This window comes from Herbaspirillum sp. 1173 (genome assembly GCF_031455335.1).
Taxonomy (GTDB): domain Bacteria; phylum Pseudomonadota; class Gammaproteobacteria; order Burkholderiales; family Burkholderiaceae_D; genus Herbaspirillum; species Herbaspirillum huttiense.
In genome coordinates this window covers 69536-88105 of the sequence record NZ_JAVDSP010000004.1, presented here as the reverse complement: position 1 = coordinate 88105, position 18570 = coordinate 69536, and the positions used below count along the sequence as shown (strand labels likewise).

General features: G+C 54.2%; 17 protein-coding genes. 3 read left to right on the top strand and 14 right to left on the bottom strand.

The window, feature by feature from the left end; genetic code table 11:
- Positions 1–10 precede the first annotated feature (10 nt).
- Entirely contained in the window at positions 11–1060 is a 1050-nt protein-coding gene (locus J2X56_RS15100) for a phenylacetaldoxime dehydratase family protein (protein ID WP_209567947.1), read from the top strand.
- A gap of 466 nt (positions 1061–1526) precedes the next feature.
- Positions 1527–2450 carry a helix-turn-helix domain-containing protein gene (locus J2X56_RS15095; protein WP_209567948.1) on the top strand — a complete coding sequence of 308 codons (924 nt, stop codon included), beginning with the start codon at positions 1527–1529 and terminating at the stop codon, positions 2448–2450.
- Between the two features lie 78 nt (positions 2451–2528).
- Here J2X56_RS15095 and J2X56_RS15090 read toward each other — a convergent pair whose 3' ends face one another.
- From J2X56_RS15090 to J2X56_RS15075, 4 genes are all read right to left on the bottom strand, one after another.
- Positions 2529–3677: an acyl-CoA dehydrogenase gene (locus tag J2X56_RS15090; protein ID WP_209567950.1), complete on the bottom strand. Its 1149-nt coding sequence runs from the start codon at positions 3675–3677 to the stop codon at positions 2529–2531.
- A gap of 36 nt (positions 3678–3713) precedes the next feature.
- Entirely contained in the window at positions 3714–4916 is a 1203-nt protein-coding gene (locus J2X56_RS15085; RefSeq protein WP_209567952.1) for an acetyl-CoA C-acyltransferase, read from the bottom strand.
- Between the two features lie 68 nt (positions 4917–4984).
- A complete protein-coding gene (locus tag J2X56_RS15080) occupies positions 4985–5749 on the bottom strand; it encodes an SDR family NAD(P)-dependent oxidoreductase (protein WP_209567954.1) in 765 nt (254 codons plus the stop codon).
- Between the two features lie 47 nt (positions 5750–5796).
- Positions 5797–7467: an AMP-binding protein gene (locus tag J2X56_RS15075; protein ID WP_310160707.1), complete on the bottom strand. Its 1671-nt coding sequence runs from the start codon at positions 7465–7467 to the stop codon at positions 5797–5799.
- Positions 7468–7593: 126 nt separating this feature from the next.
- On the opposite strand from J2X56_RS15075, the gene J2X56_RS15070 reads away from it, so the two are divergent.
- A complete protein-coding gene (locus J2X56_RS15070) occupies positions 7594–8622 on the top strand; it encodes an AraC family transcriptional regulator (RefSeq protein ID WP_310160706.1) in 1029 nt (342 codons plus the stop codon).
- 417 nt (positions 8623–9039) lie between these two features.
- Here J2X56_RS15070 and J2X56_RS15065 read toward each other — a convergent pair whose 3' ends face one another.
- The 10 genes from J2X56_RS15065 to J2X56_RS15020 all read right to left on the bottom strand — a co-directional run bounded on the left by J2X56_RS15065 (position 9040) and on the right by J2X56_RS15020 (position 18569).
- A complete protein-coding gene (locus tag J2X56_RS15065) occupies positions 9040–10152 on the bottom strand; it encodes a hypothetical protein (RefSeq protein WP_310160705.1) in 1113 nt (370 codons plus the stop codon).
- 8 nt (positions 10153–10160) lie between these two features.
- Positions 10161–10610 (bottom strand): hypothetical protein, encoded by a 450-nt coding sequence (locus J2X56_RS15060; RefSeq protein ID WP_310160704.1) that lies wholly within the window; start codon positions 10608–10610, stop codon positions 10161–10163.
- A 58-nt stretch (positions 10611–10668) separates the two neighbouring features.
- Positions 10669–11628: a sce7725 family protein gene (locus tag J2X56_RS15055; protein WP_310160703.1), complete on the bottom strand. Its 960-nt coding sequence runs from the start codon at positions 11626–11628 to the stop codon at positions 10669–10671.
- Positions 11629–11673: 45 nt separating this feature from the next.
- Complete coding sequence (locus J2X56_RS15050) at positions 11674–12576, bottom strand: sce7726 family protein (RefSeq protein WP_310160702.1); 903 nt, start codon at positions 12574–12576, stop codon at positions 11674–11676.
- Positions 12577–13086: 510 nt separating this feature from the next.
- Positions 13087–14331 (bottom strand): hypothetical protein, encoded by a 1245-nt coding sequence (locus tag J2X56_RS15045; protein ID WP_310160701.1) that lies wholly within the window; start codon positions 14329–14331, stop codon positions 13087–13089.
- A gap of 5 nt (positions 14332–14336) precedes the next feature.
- Entirely contained in the window at positions 14337–15458 is a 1122-nt protein-coding gene (locus tag J2X56_RS15040; RefSeq protein WP_310160700.1) for a zonular occludens toxin domain-containing protein, read from the bottom strand.
- Positions 15459–15461: 3 nt separating this feature from the next.
- The gene (locus J2X56_RS15035) at positions 15462–15749 is read right to left on the bottom strand and encodes a DUF2523 family protein (RefSeq protein ID WP_310160699.1); all 288 of its coding nucleotides are present in this window, start codon (positions 15747–15749) and stop codon (positions 15462–15464) included.
- A gap of 5 nt (positions 15750–15754) precedes the next feature.
- Positions 15755–17131, bottom strand: coding sequence for a hypothetical protein (locus tag J2X56_RS15030; RefSeq protein ID WP_310160698.1), 1377 nt, complete (start codon positions 17129–17131; stop codon positions 15755–15757).
- Between the two features lie 400 nt (positions 17132–17531).
- Positions 17532–17753 (bottom strand): hypothetical protein, encoded by a 222-nt coding sequence (locus tag J2X56_RS15025; protein WP_310160697.1) that lies wholly within the window; start codon positions 17751–17753, stop codon positions 17532–17534.
- Between the two features lie 504 nt (positions 17754–18257).
- Positions 18258–18569, bottom strand: coding sequence for a hypothetical protein (locus tag J2X56_RS15020; RefSeq protein ID WP_310160696.1), 312 nt, complete (start codon positions 18567–18569; stop codon positions 18258–18260).
- Position 18570: the final 1 nt, after the last annotated feature.

Below are 18570 nucleotides of genomic sequence, written 5' to 3'. Positions count from 1 at the left end.
GAGATCCCGCATGGAATCCGCAATCGACCAGCATCTCAAATGTCCTCGCACGCTCTCACGCCGGGTGGGCGACGATTACCAGCCGCCCTTCCCGATGTGGGTCGGCCGCGCTGACGAAAACCTGACGCAGGTAACGATGGCCTACCTGGGCATCCAGTTCAAGGAAGAAAAGCGGGCAGACGCGCTGCAGGCCATGCGCCACATCGTCTCCAGCTTCGCTCTGCCCGATGGCCCAGGCAACCATGACATGAGCTATCACCTCGACAACCAGGGCTATGGCAACTTCATCGTCGTCGGCTACTGGCGTGATGCGGGCCGCTATTGCCGCTGGATGCGCTCCCCCGACGTCGCCGGATGGTGGGACAGCGATGCCCGGCTCGCCGATGGCGTCGGCTACTTCAAGGAAGTCTTCTCGCCACGCGCCGAGCAGTTCGAGACCCTGTATGCCTTCAAGGAAGAGCTGCCAGGGGTGGGCGCTGTCATGGACCGCATCAGCGACGACATAGAAGAGCACGGATACTGGGGGTCGATGCGTGACCGTATTCCCGCTTCACAAGTGGACCGGATGCGCCCTTCAGGTCAGCTGGAAGTGATCTACGGCGAGCCCGCCAAAGGCGGCCGGGTGCGGCTCAAGGGGCATGACAACATCGCCCTGATCCGCTCCGGCCAGGATTGGGTCGATGCCGACCTGGAGGAGCGCGCGCTCTATTTCAACGAGATGCTGCCACCTCTGCAGGATGGCATGGACTTCCTGCGGGATCAGGGAAAGGAGATCGGCTGCTACAGCAACCGCTTCGTGCGCAATGTGGACCTGGAGGGCAATCTGCTCGACATTGCCTACGACATCGGCCACTGGCGCTCGCTGGATCTGCTGGAACGCTGGGCCGAATCACATCCCACCCACCTGCGCATCTTCACCACCTTCTTCAAGGTCGTCACCGGTTTGAAAAAACTCAGGCTTTATCACGAGGTATCAGTTTCCGATGGTGCTACGCAATGGCTGGAATACATCAACTGCCATCCGCAAACCGGCATGTTGCGCGACGCCAAGACTTCCTGAGCAGAAACGCCCGAGCCAGTCACCCGACAGGTCATCGGCAAGACCACTGGGCAATCCACCCAGTGGTTTTTTTTCGCCCTGAGCAACATCCTGGGCCCTGCCTGGAACGACGCCGCCTCACCAGCCAGCATTTGCTGCGCTGCGCTGAAAACGCTTTCCCCTGGCCGTTTTCCGGGCAATCGAGGGTCGTGAACTGCACGCAATCCATCAATCAAATTCCTCCTTCAGCGCAGCTTGTCCAGATATCCGAAGGCAGGCATAAATTTTGCACAAAATATGTAGCGCCATTGGCAGCGATGCATGAAATTCTATTGCCCTTGCGCGTTCATCTGGCGGATACTTTGCTACCGGGGATCGGTCCTCCAGCAGCCACAACGCTGCACGAAACCAGCCAGCCAAGCCCATTCGCCAGGCCGGTCATCAGCCAGCATATCTGCATCGACTCGATACATCAGGAGTGCCCCTTATGAAGGCTCAATACACCACTGAGATCGTCGAAGCGCCACGGCGCTTCGAGTATTGGAATGATGTCGTTTGTCGCCATTGCCTTCAGGCCGACAGCAAGCTGTTGGGCGCGCCAGTCTTCAACGGCGCCATGTCAGTGAGTTCCATCGGGATGCTCGATATGGCCATCATGAGCTCGCCCCTGCACCATTGGCGACGTGATGCGCACCATATTCGCTCAAATCCCGACGATGACCTGTGGCTTGCCTTCATGGTCTGCGGCGAAGCCTATCTGGCGCAGGACGGTCGCCAGACCCGTCTGCAATCGGGTGACATGGCCTTGTACGACGGCGCTCGGCCTTTCGAGTTCGCACTGGGTCCCGAGAAGATCTATCTGACCCGCTTGCCCCGCAAGTCATTGTTGAGCCGCTGTCCCGAAGCCGAACACCTGACCGCGCAGTTGATCGATGTCCGCCGGCCCGGTGTGATGGCGCTGCGCTCGATGCTGGAAGAAGCAGGCACTTGCGAATTCAACGACGCCGAGTCGGCGGTGCGCTACAGCGCTGCCTTGCTGGACGTGCTCGCCTTGAGCCTGGCCGCGCCCGGTTCCAGGGCAACTGCGGCAGAAAAGAATGATCTCTACAAACGTGTCCTCGCCTATCTGCGCGAGAACTATACCGACCCGCAACTCAACCTCCACGTCCTAGCCGCCGCTCACCACGTCTCTGAACGAACGCTGACACGCGCCTTTGCCCAGCACAACCAGACTCCCATGGACGTGCTGCGCCGGGTGCGACTGCAAGCCAGTTATCGCGCCCTCACCGAAGGCAATGCCGGCAATGTCACCACGGCGGCGCTGGACGCCGGGTTCTCCGATCTGTCCCACTTCAGCCGGGTATTCCGGGCCGCTTTTGGCTGTACCCCGCAGAGCCTGTTGTCGCACTAGGTCCCTGCTCCATAAAGAACAAAGAATAAAGGCTGCCGATTGGCAGCCTTTATTCTTTCGTTCGACCTACGTCACGTTTCACGAATGCGCTTGATCGCTGGTGATGGCTCGACCGATGACCAGGCGCTGGATATCATTGGCCCCTTCATAGATCTGGCAGATGCGCACGTCACGGTAAATGCGCTCGACCGGAAAGTCGCTGGTATAGCCGACGCCCCCATGGATCTGGATCGCATCGGAGGCAATTTTCTCGGCGGCCTCGGAAGCAAACATCTTGGCCATCGACGCCTCCTTGAGGCAAGGTCGTCCCTGATCCTTCAACTGGGCGGCGCGCCACACCATGAGCCTGGCGGCGTCCAGCAAGGTGTTCATGTCGGCCAGGCGGAAATTGACGGCCTGGTGCTCGATGATGGGGACTCCGAACGATTCCCGCTGCCGGGCATAGCTGACGGCGGCCTCGAAGGCGGCGCGCGCCATGCCCACGCTCTGCGCGGCAATGCCGATCCTGCCAGCTTCGAGATTGGACAAGGCGATGCGATATCCATCCCCTTCCTTGCCGAGCAAGGCTGCGACGGGAACACGGCAGTTGTCGAGCATGATCTGCACCGTATCGGAAGCATGCTGTCCCATCTTTTCTTCGCTGCGTCCGACCACGAAACCTGGGGTATCGCACGGCACCAGGAAGCAGGAGATGCCCTTCTTGCCTGCTGACCTGTCGGTGACGGCAAATACGATGGCCACCCCGGCGTGCTTGCCGCTGGTGATGAATTGCTTGGTCCCGTTGAGGATGAAATCGTCACCGTCTCGCTCGGCCTTGGTCTTGATGGCTGCCGCGTCCGATCCGGTGTGCGGCTCCGTCAGGCAGAAGCAGCCCAACATCTCGCCGCGTGCCAACGGCTTGAGCCACTGCTCTTTCTGGGCCGGGCTCCCGTACTTCTCGGTAATGCCACAGGCCAGGGAATTCTGGACCGAGACGATGGTTGAAGTCGCCCCGTCGCCTGCGGCAATCTCTTCCAGCGCCAGCACCAGGCTCATGTAATCCATTCCGGCGCCGCCCCACTGCTCCGGCACGCACATACCCATGGCGCCCAACTCGGCCAGTTCCTTCAGGGCCTCGGCGGGAAAGGTATGATTTCTGTCCCAGTCTGCGGCAAAAGGTAACAGGCGTTCTTGTGCAAACTGACGCATGGCGTCGCGAATCATCTCGTGCTCAGGGCTCAGCAACATCTCCATCTCTTTCTCCGTTTAAACGGCGTGCGACCGTCACGCCAGTGCCAGGGCGATGGCCGTCGCTTCGCCGCCGCCGATACACAGGCTTGCGATGCCGGTCTTGAGGCCGCGTGCCTTGAGTGCCCCCAACAAGCTCACAATGATGCGCGCACCGGAAGCACCGATAGGATGTCCCAATGCACAGGCCCCGCCATGGACATTGATCTTCTCCATGTCGATGTCCAGTTCCCGGCTGGCCGCCATGGGCACCACCGCAAACGCCTCGTTGATTTCAAACAGGTCGGTGCTGGCGGCATCCAACCCGGTCTTGGCGAAGATCTTGCGCAGCACGCCGATTGGCGCGGTGGGGAATTTCTCGGGCGCGCCGGCATACGAGGCATGACCCAGTATCCTGGCCAGGGGCGTCAAGCCCTGCTTCACTGCCTGCGATTCGCGCATCAGTACCAGGGCCGCCGCGCCGTCCGAGATGGAAGAGGAATTGGCCGCAGTGACGGTGCCATCGCTACGGAAGGCTGGCTTGAGGGTAGCGATGCGCTCCAGGTTCACCGCCATCGGTCCCTCATCGTGACGGATCACGAGGCTGCCCTTTTTGCCCGTCACATCGACGGGAACCACTTCCCAGTCGAAGCCGCCGTTGCTGATCGCCTCGCGCGCGCGCAAGGTGGACTGGACCGCGTAGGCGTCCTGCTGGTCGCGAGTGAAACCGAACTCACTGGCGCAATCCTCGGCGAAGCTTCCCATGAGTCGACCGCGATGCTGGTCCGAATACGCGTCTTCCAGTCCATCGAGGAACATGTGATCCAGCACCCTGTCGTGTCCCAGACGGTAACCCCGCCTCGCCTTGGGCAGCAGATAGGGCGCATTGGACATCGACTCCATGCCGCCTGCCACCACCATCGACGCGGAACCGGCCAGTATGCTGTCATGCGCCAGCATGACCGCTTGCATGGCCGAGCCGCAGACCTTGTTCAAGGTGGCACAGGCTACCGACTGCGGTAAGCCGGCGCGCAAGGCGGCCTGGCGTGCGGGGGACTGTCCCAGGCCTGCCTGCAGCACACAGCCCATCCATACCTGTCCGATCTGCGCAATCTGCTGCGCGGACAGGCGGGCACGTTGCAGGGCAGCCGACATCGCCACTGCCCCCAGTTGCGGGGCCGGCAGATCCGCCAGCGCGCCTTGGAAACTGCCCATCACCGTACGGGCAGCCGACACGATCACCACCGGGTCTGCGGACATGCTGGCTCCTTTTGCTTTTTCATTCATCTGTCTTTCTCTCGCTTGCTGACGTATCGGGCCTGGTGCCGCTACTTGGCGCTCATGCGAAGCGCACCATCCATCCGGATGACCTCGCCGTTCAGGTAGCGGTTTTCCAGGATGTACATGACCAGGCCGGCGAATTCGGAAGGTTTTCCGAGGCGAGGTGGAAAAGGTACGTTGCGGCTCAAGGATTCCAGCACCTCTTCCGGCATCCCCAGCATCATGGGCGTCTCGATGATGCCGGGCGCAATCGTCATGACCCGGATGCCATGACGCGCCAGCTCGCGTGCCATCGGCAAGGTCATCGATACCACCCCGCCCTTGGAGGCGGCATAGGCCACCTGCCCCATCTGTCCGTCGAAGGCGGCAATCGAGGCCGTATTGATGATGACGCCACGCTCGCCCTCTGCGTCAGCCTGGCCGCCGCTGATGTGCTGTGCCGCCAGCCGTGCCATGTTGAACGAGCCGACCAGGTTGATGTTCAGCGCGCGCATGAAGCTGTCCAATCGATGCACGCCGCTCTTGCCCAGCAGTTTTTCCCCCGGTGCAATGCCGGCGCAGTTGACCAGGCCGACCACCGGGCCCATGGTGGCGGCGACCGCAAAGACCTCTTGCGCACTGGACTCACTGGTGACGTCCGTCAACACGAATCGGGCATTGGCACCGAGTGTGGCCTGCATCTTTTCACCGGCCACCGGGTTGACGTCCGCCAGCACCACCTTCGCACCGGCCTTGATGAGCTGCTCGGCGGTCGCCGCACCCAGTCCGGAAGCTGCGCCGGTGACGACATAGACACCTTGTTTAATGGCCATGGTTATCCTCGATTATTCTTGATTGCATCAAACTCGATCATCATGCTTCAGGAATGGTCAGTCCGCCGATCCGCTTCCATCTGGCGCAGCATGAAGCGCTGCAGCTTGCCGCTGGGCGTCTTGGGCAGCGCCTCGAGAAACTCGATGGCACGCGGATAGGCATGGGCGGAGAGTCGCCGTTTGACGTGTTGTGCCAACTCCTCCGCCAATTTGTCATGGGCCTTGAACTTGTCCGACAGGACCACGAAGGCCTTGACGATCTCGGTGCGCTCCGGGTCGGGCAAGCCGATGACGGCCACATCGGCCACCGCAGGATGCTCCAGCAGCGCGCTTTCGACATCGAATGGCCCGATCCGGTAACCGGCTGAGGTAATCACGTCGTCGGAGCGACCAATGAAGCTGATGCTGCCGTTTTTCTCCAGCTCGACGTTGTCGCCGGTGGCGTAATAGCCGCCGGCAATGGCCGGGGTTTCCTGCTTCCAGTAACCGGAAAACCAGAACAGGGGCGAGCGCGCAATATCGATGGCCAGTTCGCCTGGCTGGTTCGCACCGAGCTCCTGCAGATTCTCGTCAAGCACCACCACGCGATACCCTGGCATGGCAAAACCGGCCGACCCGGGCACGACCTCGTGCTGCAAGGCGTGATGGTTGTTGACCACCATCCCCAGCTCGGTCTGCCCGTAATGGTCATGGATGGGGACATCCAGAGCGCTGGCGAACCAGCGCACCACCTCGGCATTCAATGGTTCGCCGGCACTGCTGACGGTGCGTAGCTGGCCCTTGACGCTGGCTGCCGCTTCCTCGCCGGCGGCCATCATCATGCGATAGGCGGTGGGGGCGCCGGCCAGGCTGGTGATGCCCAGGCGGCGGATGATCTCGTAGGTTCCCTGGACGGTGAATGCGGCCTCATTGAAGGTAATGCCCTGACCGAGGGCCAAGGGACCGATGATGGCGTAATAGAGGCCATAGGCCCAACCCGGATCGGCCATATTCCAGAATCTGTCCTCCGGCAACAAGCCCACTGCCTGGCGCATGTAGAGCGCGAACGCCGGCAGGGCAGACAGCGGCACCGGTACCCCCTTGGCAGCGCCCGTGGTGCCCGAGGTGGACATCATGAGCATCAGGTCGCTGCCGGTTCGCATGACGGGGGCAAAGTCGTCGGACTGGGCGTCCACGGCCGCACGGAAATCGAGATCACCCGCGCGCACGGGCTCGCTGCTCTCCCTGATCGTGCAGACTTGCGGACAATTGGCGACCTCATCCAGCTTGGCCCGGTTGGCCGTATTGGTGACGATCAGGCTGGCACCGCTCAGTGCCAGCCGATGTTCTATGGCCTTGGGTCCGAAGGCCGTAAACAGAGGTTGATAGACCGCACCGGCGCGCAGCGTGCCGAGCACGGTGGCCAACAGTTCCGGCGTGCGCGGCAGCATGCCGGCCACGATCTGGCCCGGCTGTATCCCTTGCTGCCTGAGCAGATTGGCCACCCGCGCTGCCATCGAACGCAACTGGGCAAAACTGTACTGGCGATGCTCGCCTTGTGCGGACACAAAATCCAGGGCGATCTTGTCCCCGTCGACATGACGATCACAGCATTCGACACAGGCGTTGATGCCCGTCTCGAAATCTCCTTGGAACTGCTCTCGCAGCGCTTCGATGCGAAATGCCGCATAGGCGTCTGCATAGTCCGGCTTGCGCGGCTCGGGGGTAGGGTCAGGCATGGTGTCGTCTCCACTTTGTATTTTTGCGCTTACACTATGACTTCGATGTGTATGGCAATAGATACTAGGCGGGCAGAACATTGCAAGCAATGACAAATACCTGCTGATTCCTTGATCGGATTTACCATGTTGAAAAAGGTCAGCGAGACGCCTTCCATCCAGTTCTCGTTTGTTGAAGACGCCTTGCGCTGCCTGGTCAGGCAGGGATACGAGACTGCCCCGCTGCTAAAGGAGGCGGGACTGGACATGACGCAGGCGGGGCCTGTCACTGCAGAGCAATATGGGGCATTGTGGGTGGCGATTGCGCGGACTACGGACGATGAATTCTTCGGCCTTTCTGCGCGGCCGATGCGCCACGGAAGCTTCACCTTGCTGTGCCATGCCGTGCTGCATGCACAGTCGCTTGGGCAGGCCTTGCGGCGCGCGTTGCGTTTTCTGCGCATCGTGCTTGATGAGCCGTATGGAGAATTGCAGATTGATGGCGGCAAGGCCCACATCATCCTGATCAAGAACAGATCGCCCTATCCTGCCTTTGCCTATCGCACATTTTTGCTACTGGTGCTGGGACTGGCCTGCTGGCTGGTCGGCCGGCGCATTCCTTTGCAGTGCATCGACTTTTCTTGCTCGATTCCGGAAGGGCGGCCTGATTACCTGGAATTCTTCGGGGTGCCCGTCAACTTCAACAAAGCGCGCTGCGCCCTGAGCTTCGACGCCGTCTATCTCGACCTTCCGGTGATCCGCTCGGACATCGCCTTGAAGCCCTTCCTGCGCGATGTCCCCGCCAACCTGCTGGTGCGTTACCGTCACGATACCGGTTGGGTCACCAAGCTGCGAGCCCATCTGAAGCAATCCTCCCCCAGCGACTGGGCAGACTTCGATGCCATTGCAGAGCGCCTCGGCGTCTCGCCTGCGACCCTGCGACGTCGCCTGCGCGAAGAAGGACAAAGTTATGCATCGCTCAAGGACGAGATACGCAGCGGCATCGCCCAGACATTGCTCGCAGAAAATGAATTGAGCGTGGCTGCCATTGCTGTGCATCTTGGCTTTACTGAAGCCAGTGCGTTTCACCGGGCCTTCCGCAAGTGGACAGGGAAAAGCCCTGGGGCTTATCGGCGGGACTTGTTGCAGGTCAGGGTGATGGATTCTCAGCGCTGAGGTTGAGGTCGCGTGCGAAGGTAGAGGGCGGGTTAAATCATGTCGGGAGCGGGGTGCTTCACGGATGGTGATTTGCTCGCGAGAGCTGACTGACCCTCGCGAATTGACCTGTTTTCCACTGCCTGCCAAAGGCAGCCACGCGGTCTTAGGGCTCGTCATAGCCTGTTCTTCAAACTCCGGCGGCAGGTCGGGCAAACGTCGGAAGTCAAAAAAAAAAGGGCTTACGTTTTACCGTAAGCCCTTCTATATGGTGGCCCCCCCGTGAGTCGAACACGGCACCAACGGATTATGAGTCCTTCACAACGATATCCAATACGTGACTTTATCTGACATCACCCCAGAAAACATGCGTCATCGCACAACAGATCACCGTCATCTTTCATCAGCGTTGACCCTTGGTTGTACCCGCGACCAGTATCAAATGCCGTCAACAATCACAGCCCCTTGGCCACGCAAATAGTCAAGAAGCCCCGTTCGTTGAAACTCTGCAAGACGCTCAATACGCGCTATGACGGCGATTAGCACTTTACTTGACACGACGACATTTGGAGAGTGCGATGAAATGTCAGACCACTCTTTCGTCATGCTAAGAGCGTTAATAACAGAAGCTATTTCCTCATGAAGAAACGCAATTTCTTCCTTAGGCAAGCTCAGCTGAGAATCATTCACGGCCGATAAATCGACCTTTCTAAGCTTAGAAGAACTCAAAAACGCATTTATTCTCTTTATCGAACTTTTTATATCGCTCTGATTCTCAAGGAATCTTAAAACACTATCTCTGATTCGATCTCCCACCGAACTCAAAGCCTCAATGTTTACACCACCAGGAGATGCGTAGTAAATCTTTTTAATTTTCAGATCATGAATAGAGGGAATCATCCTGGCCAAAGCGTCAAAAAGATGGACACGACTAAATCCCCCTTGCCACGGAGCTGTCAGATAGCGTTTTACGCGCGCGCCGATATCAGTGATGAACTGAGGCTTAGTGCAATAAAAAAATGCATACAACTGAGAATAAAGATTTGAAAAATTATCCAAGTCACTAATAAACCAATCGCCTTTGATTGGCACCTCAAATGTGCCTGGATTCAACTCTTGGGCAAGCGAGATATTGGGAGCCAATTCCTCATTGAAGTAAGAGCGCTCAGTTGGCAAATACTCATCGAGGAACTGCATATCACCGACTCGCACAAGATGTCGATATGTCGATACCGAGTCATCCTTCCCGGCACTCTTTTCATCGTCGGACTTTTGCCTAAAATCCAGCAAATACTTGGGTACCGGCTTTTTTACGAGGTCAAGAAGTGGAGCCCGTTTCTCCAAATAATCGATGAGATCAGTACGCGATACTGGAAAAAGAAGCCAGCGCTCTTTCTCTACATTATCGGTATCACACCAAAGATATAACCAATTCTGCTTATGATCTCTGAACAACGAGAGCACAGGGCCCTCCAGATAAACCAGATCACACATGTAAATGTGCTTATCCAGCAAACCTAAAGTCTCGCGGGTTCCTTTCAGTGGTTTCATCAACGAACTCATATCGGCTGAAACTCAGTTATTGAGTCAAGGAGATTAAATTGATCCCGCTCGAAAAATTCGAAGTGTCCATATCTATTGGGATTTGTATGCTGGCCGTCAGAATCCTTCAGCAGCACCTTCACATAATGGTTGCCTAAGCGCTTCATCATTAACGGAGCTGTATCACCGGCCATCTCAAGCTTTCTTCTTATGTCCCCAAGTGAAACATACATGGAAAGCGAGAACGCAACACAACACTCCACAATTGGCCCTCCATTGGGGAGAACCCTGTCCGGTTTAATCTTTGCAACCGGCAGAACATTATTTCTATGGTTGATATCCGCCATCGCGAAGCGATACGCTTCTGTGATACTTGTCTGCAGATCTCTAGGAGGGCAGTTTTTAATTTTTGCCAACTCAGCGGAGTATTTGTGGCGCCATCCCACATGTGACGGGTTCAAAGTCATAAGCTGTAATAGGTGTCGAGCAGAAGCGTGATCAAAGTCGTTTACGTCAAGACCGGTTTTAGATTTCCCCAGATAAGACTTGATGCATTAGCGATAGATGATGTCGAATCTGACGTCGCTTATTGGAAGGAAGATTTGGGAATTTTCCCATCTTCAGATCGGACTCGTAAGCCTTAAGCGCTTCATTGTTGCCAAATTCATTTCTGCGTTTGCGAATTTGGGCCACGAGTTTCTCTACGGCCTGAAGATACTTGTTGCCGATCGTTCCAACGTCCTTATCGATGTCTGTTGAAACAAAGTGCTCGATCCAAATATCAGAATCTAACTTGCGCTTATAGGTCAAATGAATCGCAATCGCATGAGGTTGTCCACCAGTAAGGGACAACGCTGCACCAAGAGCTAAGTAGTCACCAAATCCAATCGAATTTTTCTGAAAATTAAGATGTCGATCAGTAAAAAATTCCTGACCTGCGTAATCAGAATTCCTTTTTAACTTCACGAAACCATCGGTAATTTCGAAGACCTTCTTCGAGGGCAGCGAGCCTCTTTGGACTGCAGACATTTTGTCGGGAAAGCAGCCGCAATAACGAACACGCTTATTGCTAACAATTTCACCTAATTCAGCATTGGACAGAGCGGGGCTAGATAGTATTAGGCCTACACTTTTGTCTGGATAACGCTTGAGAAAGCTATCCAGCATTTTTTTTGTAGTTGTCTGAGTTACGTTAAACGCAGGACACAAGCGCTCATATTTCTCAAAAGCTTCGTCTAGCTCACCTCTCCATTGTTTAGAGAGGTCCCGCTCTACACCTTTAAACTCGCCCTGAGAGGGATTAATGATGACGATACCACTCATACCGCCCGTGCCTAAATCCTTCATACAACGGACTAAGCCATTTGCACGCAATAAAACAGGCTCTATGACCGGCGTGATCGTATCGACAGGAGAAAGGTCGCCTTCGATGTCTCTCAAAGCCAAAAACTCAGATTGACGACCATAGAAATACGGAAAATACATAAGCCCCCCCGAAGATGGCCATCCGCATCCCATCAATCAAAGATCTTAAATCGACACTTTTAACTTTGAAGGCAAAGATAAGGTATCAATTATTTTCAACCTTTGACGCTCTGACAATGGCGTCGAGTACCCCAATACTCGAAGGCTCTGAGGGAGCCGAGACACGAAACTGACCGTTTGACAATTTGTTGTTCTACTCCGTGCTGCGTTGACAAAGATATCATGGGACTCCAAAGGAGTAAACGTGGAGAAAATCTCTTCGCATCGCGCTTCAATTAACGCGCTTGGATACTCGGACACGCGCTCATTGGTCAGCGCCTGAATTGCGGCGACATACTCGGCTCGTCGGAGACACTTAAACACATAACGCGGAACAATATTGGCACGGTTTGAGCATGCGTCTCTCACGACAGTAAGCTGTCCCTTCTGGTTTAACGCGAGGATACCCACTGTGGGAGCCACGACCTCTTGATATGCTAGCGCTTGCGATGGATGACTAACGACAAAAACTTTGTCAAATACTTTTAGATAATCGCCAGTTTGTGAAAGCAACCTTCTAGGCGAATCGAATTGCGTTTTGATCTCATACGCAGTTGATGTTCCGTTGAACACCGCTGCGTCAACAATCGAACGACCAACAGGTAGCTCAATATGGAGCGCTGCGGTACTTGGACGATGTTTCCCAAAGACAATTCGGTTGGCAAGCTCTGTTTTATAAATGTACTCGCTTCGATATGCGCGTCGCAGTACATGCCAGGCATCATCAAAAAATGTCCAGAGGGGCTGCTCTTCCCCAGCAACCACGACCCGATTTTTATATAGCGCGCCCATCGCAGCTGGCAACACCCTGCCGTCCGCGAGAGCAGAAAAAACGGATCGCGTAAATATTCTCGCCAGAAGCCGAAGCGCTTCGACTTCCGGAATTGGTAATGATGCCTTGCCGCTCAATTTTGGCTCCCCCCAACATCTAGCGATCAACTCAAATTTCATATCCATACGGCAATAACAACCTTAACCCTCAATTATATTGCACTCGTCGATCGCAAACGACAGCGCGCTTAAACATGCTTGCCTGCCGGATACGGGGAACGCATTCGCGTTGGTCTGCCGACCCGGCCCCTACGGCAAGCATCGGGCGGCCATCCGCCCGACCGCGCCATGTTTAAGAATAAGTATGCCTAGGATTTAGAGGGCTTGGTCTTCAATGACACCAGTGTGACCAATCTTACCCTTGACGCGCCTTAGACGTTTCACGACCACCATTCGCATGCCTGATGTTGCAAAGACAGCTACCGGGCTTCCTCGGTAAATATCCGCTCTTTGCATTAGGCGTGGGTTAATCCTGATCCATACCTTTCCACGACGCATTTTGACTTGCGACTCAGCGACATACCTGACGCGACCGGTGAAGCGGTCGCGAATTTTCTTTACACGATTTCTTGATAGCAGCATCATTATCTAGATCCGTGTCATCTTTAAAATAAGAAGAATCTCTGTCTTCGTATTGCTAAAGTTTGTTGATTGAAAAAATTTTGGAAGGAACGAAAGTCCGCTTCGAGAATTACTGTTCTTATCCTCTGCAACTCCACCTATCACAACCAACTCCCCGTCCTCTAAGGAAAGAGCGGTTTTTATCTCCCGCTTTATCAATGTCGGCGAAGCGTTCACCCCCGTATTGGTACTGACGAAATTGGAAACCTGCTGCGTAAGATTAAGATCCACTATTGACTCACGCACTATTGGCTGGAGATCGAATATGACGCCGCTCGACCTATACTCGACGGATTGCAACGGTGTATTTCCATTTCCGCCATAGCTAACTTGAGACAACACGGGAACATCCTGACCAACGACCATATGCCCTGTTTCCCCCGAAGTCACGCGCAAGCTCGGCGTCGAAACCACATTGAATCGGCTATCAGATGAAAGATTCGACAAAACAGCGTTGATACTGAGATTAGCGAACTTGAAAATATTCGCCATGGGATCGATTGCTTGACCAAGCGAACCACTGATTTTTCCTCCTAAAAGATTCAACGCGATATTGAACGCACTTCCGTCGCTATTGGAGGTTTGAACCTCGTACAAAATGGCCTGAACCATGACACTCTTCTTCGGGGTATCCACCTGCGGCATAACTTGCTTCAGCCGTGCAATTTCTTCTGCTGACCCCAGAAATACCAAGATGTCACTTCTTCGATCAATGAGTGCAGCGGCAGAGCCCGCTGGTACCGATTGTTGAGGTGCCATGTTTTCTGGAGCAGTATGAATTGCCTTTTTCGCGGTGAACTGGCCTTTGAATAGTGGAGCCAAGAGGTCACTCAAGTACGACCCATCCCTATATCGAGGCCGATAAACATATGCCTCAAGGGGCGGCTCGACCTGCTCCTCTTTAATCTTCTTGGCGACATATGCGATTCCGTCGCGATTGGTGATTACCAAGCCGACCGATTCGAGAAAGCCAGATAGGAATCGAGAGAAGTCCCCCATCTGAGCGTCGTATCGAAATGAAACGATACGCTTGTCCGCTAAAACACCCGGATCAATCACATAAGGCGTGTCTTTTGTTTCGGCATATATCAATTGCACGATCTGTGCAATCTGCACTTCGCGAAACTCCAAACGTGAAGGCACCACGTCCTTCTTTACAGCGAACGATGGCATTGAGAAACATAGAAGAATCACAAGCAAAAATTTTTTCATGGCCGTCAAGGGTGATTAGTTGGCATCTGGCCAAGAGGTGGCAGAGGTGGCTTAACTACGGCATCGGTGCCAATTGGTACGCCAGAAGACCCTGTCCATACCGTCACTAATGATTGATCCACGCTCCCCGTCATTGAATAGCGAGACCCATTGAAGACAGATGGCGACTCAACTCTTAAAACACCACGAGAATCAGCCAGTACAACGAATGACTCGTTGCGCACCATGTAGCTGCCGACGATGCGCCATATCTCACTGCGCTGAAGCGGTGCTACCGAAACGTTTCCTGGCAAACCTTGGGGAGTCGGTTTTGCAGCGATACCTGATTGAGCAACTGACTGATCAAGCTTCTCGTTGCTCTGCCTAGGATGAAAGAAGCGCCATATCGCAAATCCGCAGCCCAGAGTGACTATTACGAGGATCCCCAAAGTGATCCAAATCCGCTTTCCGCCAAATTTATTCTGGCGCTGATCGACCGTCTCAGTCTTTCCACTAACTCCACCTTTAAACGAACTATAGAGAGGGAAAATCTCTTTTTTATATTTGCGTATCCACGTACCAACAAGCGCTGCCTTATTGAGCTTGTACCCCTCCCAGCAGTTGATGCTGTAGGTATTGTTCATGCCCAGAGATACCTTCTTATGTGTCTTAAATGTGAAGGCCACAACGTTCTTTAAGAATCGATTGAGCGTACTAATGTCCTGCACCATCAACACAAGATCACATGCCACACCAGTCTCTTCATCAGTGAAGTGCCCATGCTCCAGAAAAAATGACTGATGGTTTTTGTGAATCTTTCCAGCGCCCCAGAACCGCCATGCTTCATCGATGCAGACAATATCCCCGGGCTGGACGACAGTATTGACGTGAGCGCTCTTCAGGTCATCGAAATAGGGGAAAAAATCTTCCCGAAAGACGTCCTGATTATCGACATGAATTACTTTCCCCAAAGACGCGAGGGGAATGTTTTGTTTTTCGAAGATGTATTGATGAATTCTCGATTCGGAAATGCCATCGATATTCGTCACCACGCGCCGACCACGAGCGATTGCCGGCAAGATTACTTCCGACACGACCTCATAGCTTTTTCCAGAGCGCATCAGGCCGGTATATGCATTGATGGGCATAAGCTATCCGATGATAGGTAAGCGGCGAATGACAAATCGCGTCACAAATGCAGATAGCAGCACTGGCATACCGTAAGAAATATTGAACAGGTCGAGGAAGTACCACACCCCACTCGGCACTCCCGCCAGTGAATTTGTTAGGCCCGAGGCTGTAGGCAAGAGCGGCGAAAGTATTTGAAGAAACTCAGTGACAACAAAAAATAGGCCAAAGTACAAAACGAACTTCACTATCACTGACCTGAAGACGAAGCCAAGGAGAACATTGACCGCTGATGCCAAAATTGCAAACATGATTCTCAGGCCCTCAGGACGATGAACATAGCAGCGATGGTCCAAACGAAGGCCATCGTTGCATACAGCGTTGCCCTGATCGATTCGAGAAGATCGCAATGCACACTCAATACCAGCGATTTACCGAACAAGTTCATTGTCGGCTTGGGACAGATTGACTCATGAGAAGGAACCGCAAAATTCTTCAACGTAGGAAAGAGGTTCAGCAGCGGGTCAAGGATCATTTTCGCGGTCGGGGCTGATTCGAGCGCTGGCGTTGTCACAGCCGGGTCAGCTCCGAGATCTACCTGAACCTTGTTGACGACATTCACATTCGGGGTGTTTACCACGTTGACGTTTGTTCCTACGCCCGGATCGGTACCAGGGTTCGTTGAAGGTTGCCCCGGTGTTATAGACGGAGAAATCGGTACGGTCTGGCCTGCGCCGCTCGACACGGGAGCGATAAGCTCCGAATTACTAGGCCAGGTAGATGGATTAGCTGACTGCACACTAGCCGCGTCGGCAGTTGTAACCGGGTCTGTGGTGGAATATGGAACGCCCTGATAGCCAGGCTGAGACGCGGCTCGCTGCCACAGCATATTGGCCAAAGCTGCGATTACTGAGGCGTCGGCGGCCTTATCCAGTTCCGTTTGAGGGACTGCGGCCGCGATATCAGAAATCTTTCCTTTGACTGTAGCCGAATACAAAGAATTATTGACCATACTGAATTGATAGGTGCCAACCATCCAAGAGGATTGAGGCGTTGTATTTCCACCAGATCCAATTCTTCTTGCACCGCACGTAATGACAGAACTCACTTCAGCACTGCATGGCACATCGAACACGGCCCCCGTACCACCGCCTATATTGATCCATCCCTGAACCGCTAGCTGCATGCAGATCGTTGGATCATCGCAGTACACGCTAATACCGTGGAAATTGAACGGCATACCATTGGGAATTCGCAACCGAGTAGACCCCACTAAATGGTTAAGACTGTCCACTTTCAAGCCGCTTTGAACATATGTGTTGCTACCGCTAGGCGTGGTCACTGTTCCAGTTGGCGTACCGGTGGCCGTTCGCAGGACAAATTTTGCGGGAGAACTATCGTCATCAAAAAAGACCTTGTAAGCACCATACGCAAGACCGCCGACGATAGCCGCAGCTCCCAAACCGGCAGCTAATGAAAGCCAAACTGGCGCAGTAGCAGCAGTCGCGGCGGTTACTGCAACATCAGCAGCGATACCCGCTGCAACGGAGGCAACTCCTGTATAGGTGACCGCAACCCTCGGGTCGTTGGCTGCAAATCCGCGCCGTATTGCCGTTTTTTCGATGGTCTGAGCAACAGCCTTATTGACCGAGCCGGAGAAATTTGGAAGTGCTCCGGCATCGACTCTCAACATGACCAGCAGCCCCATCACGAAGCAAAAAATGTGTTTACACATAGTCAAAGAAATTCGATAGGAATAGCCAGAGCGATTAGTACGACGACCAACAAGAGAAAGAGCGCGCGCTGATAACCGATTAACTCAAGAGGTCGGCAGAATGCGTGGATAAATGGATCTGACCAATGATCAAAATCGTCATTCAGAAACTGGAAGGCAAGGGAGAGGAAATAGAAAATACACAGGACTAGAAAAATTATCTTTTCCATAGAATCATCCGTTCTTTAAACCTTCGATTACCGCCCATGCAGAAGCTATCCCCCACATGAACATCGCTAGATACCAAAGCTGATTGATCGTCACGGCGCACTCCTTAAAAAAATTGGGGTGCAACATCGCACCCCAACAACGCATTCGATTAACCGCCCTTCAACATTGCCAGCGCAATCTTTGCGCCCTTCACGGCGATGTATACGACAGCCAACATGCCGGCAATCGACAAGACTGCGGTGGTCACTGTGCCGAAGTCCACTGCGGACGTCAGACCGCTCATGTCTGGACCGCCACTTGCCGCCATCGCCGAACCTGCTACGGCGGTAGTAACAACAGCGGCCATACCGCGCTTCACGAATTTGTTCATAAATTTCTCCTATAAAAATCCGGATTACCGTCCGGTCGGTTACTCGCTACCTGCGAATCATGTTTAGGATGGTTCCGGCTGACTTAGAAACCAGAAACAATCCAACTACGAAAGTGAATCCCAATGTCCACAAACTCGCCGCAAAGCTATAGTCGAATGGCGCATTCTGAGCTTCTATGCTCTGAGCCTGCGACGGATCAATTATGTAACCCTGAATAGTGCTTATCGCCGTCCCGGCTGGACATGGAGCCTGTCCAAACTGCGAGGGAACACAAATCAAGATTGTCTGTACCGCGCCCACTTGCATCGTCTCCTCTTAGGCCTCATAAAACGACTCAACGAAGTACCCTTCGCCACAATGAACGCCTGCGGTTTCGACGGCGGACTCATAGTCATCAAATCGACCAGCTGCATTGAACCAGGGCGTGTAGCTAACATCACCAAAATGAGGACAAAGGAAAAGCGCGCTCTCTTTGTCCTGAACAATGAAAACGCGCCTCATGCTTATGCTGCCGCTTTCTGTTTCGCGATCTCAATCGGTTTCAGATCAGCCAACTGGGTCTTTTGCGCTTTTCCAGTAGTCACGATTTCCAGCGTGGCCTCAGCCACAAAGGGAAACGGCAAATGCTTGTACTTGTTGTATTCATCGGACGTTCCGAACGAATACTCGACCGCTGAAAATCCCTTCGCATTTCCTTTTGAGTCGTCCAATCCAGTTTCGACATACACCTTCGTGCTGTCATAGGCAGTTCCATTCTCCAACGTACCTTTTGATGCCTTCATGCCGAGTACTTTGATTTGCGAGGTGAATTTCATA

Coding starts and splice junctions, on each gene's coding strand:
- J2X56_RS15100 (WP_209567947.1), top strand. CDS start 11: ATGGAATCCGCAATCGACCAGCATCTCAAATGTCCTCGCACGCTCTCA.
- J2X56_RS15095 (WP_209567948.1), top strand. CDS start 1,527: ATGAAGGCTCAATACACCACTGAGATCGTCGAAGCGCCACGGCGCTTC.
- J2X56_RS15090 (WP_209567950.1), bottom strand. CDS start 3,677: ATGTTGCTGAGCCCTGAGCACGAGATGATTCGCGACGCCATGCGTCAG.
- J2X56_RS15085 (WP_209567952.1), bottom strand. CDS start 4,916: ATGTCCGCAGACCCGGTGGTGATCGTGTCGGCTGCCCGTACGGTGATG.
- J2X56_RS15080 (WP_209567954.1), bottom strand. CDS start 5,749: ATGGCCATTAAACAAGGTGTCTATGTCGTCACCGGCGCAGCTTCCGGA.
- J2X56_RS15075 (WP_310160707.1), bottom strand. CDS start 7,467: ATGCCTGACCCTACCCCCGAGCCGCGCAAGCCGGACTATGCAGACGCC.
- J2X56_RS15070 (WP_310160706.1), top strand. CDS start 7,594: ATGTTGAAAAAGGTCAGCGAGACGCCTTCCATCCAGTTCTCGTTTGTT.
- J2X56_RS15065 (WP_310160705.1), bottom strand. CDS start 10,152: ATGAAACCACTGAAAGGAACCCGCGAGACTTTAGGTTTGCTGGATAAG.
- J2X56_RS15060 (WP_310160704.1), bottom strand. CDS start 10,610: ATGACTTTGAACCCGTCACATGTGGGATGGCGCCACAAATACTCCGCT.
- J2X56_RS15055 (WP_310160703.1), bottom strand. CDS start 11,628: ATGTATTTTCCGTATTTCTATGGTCGTCAATCTGAGTTTTTGGCTTTG.
- J2X56_RS15045 (WP_310160701.1), bottom strand. CDS start 14,331: ATGAAAAAATTTTTGCTTGTGATTCTTCTATGTTTCTCAATGCCATCG.
- J2X56_RS15040 (WP_310160700.1), bottom strand. CDS start 15,458: ATGCCCATCAATGCATATACCGGCCTGATGCGCTCTGGAAAAAGCTAT.
- J2X56_RS15035 (WP_310160699.1), bottom strand. CDS start 15,749: ATGTTTGCAATTTTGGCATCAGCGGTCAATGTTCTCCTTGGCTTCGTC.
- J2X56_RS15030 (WP_310160698.1), bottom strand. CDS start 17,131: ATGTTGAGAGTCGATGCCGGAGCACTTCCAAATTTCTCCGGCTCGGTC.
- J2X56_RS15025 (WP_310160697.1), bottom strand. CDS start 17,753: ATGAACAAATTCGTGAAGCGCGGTATGGCCGCTGTTGTTACTACCGCC.
- J2X56_RS15020 (WP_310160696.1), bottom strand. CDS start 18,569: ATGAAATTCACCTCGCAAATCAAAGTACTCGGCATGAAGGCATCAAAA.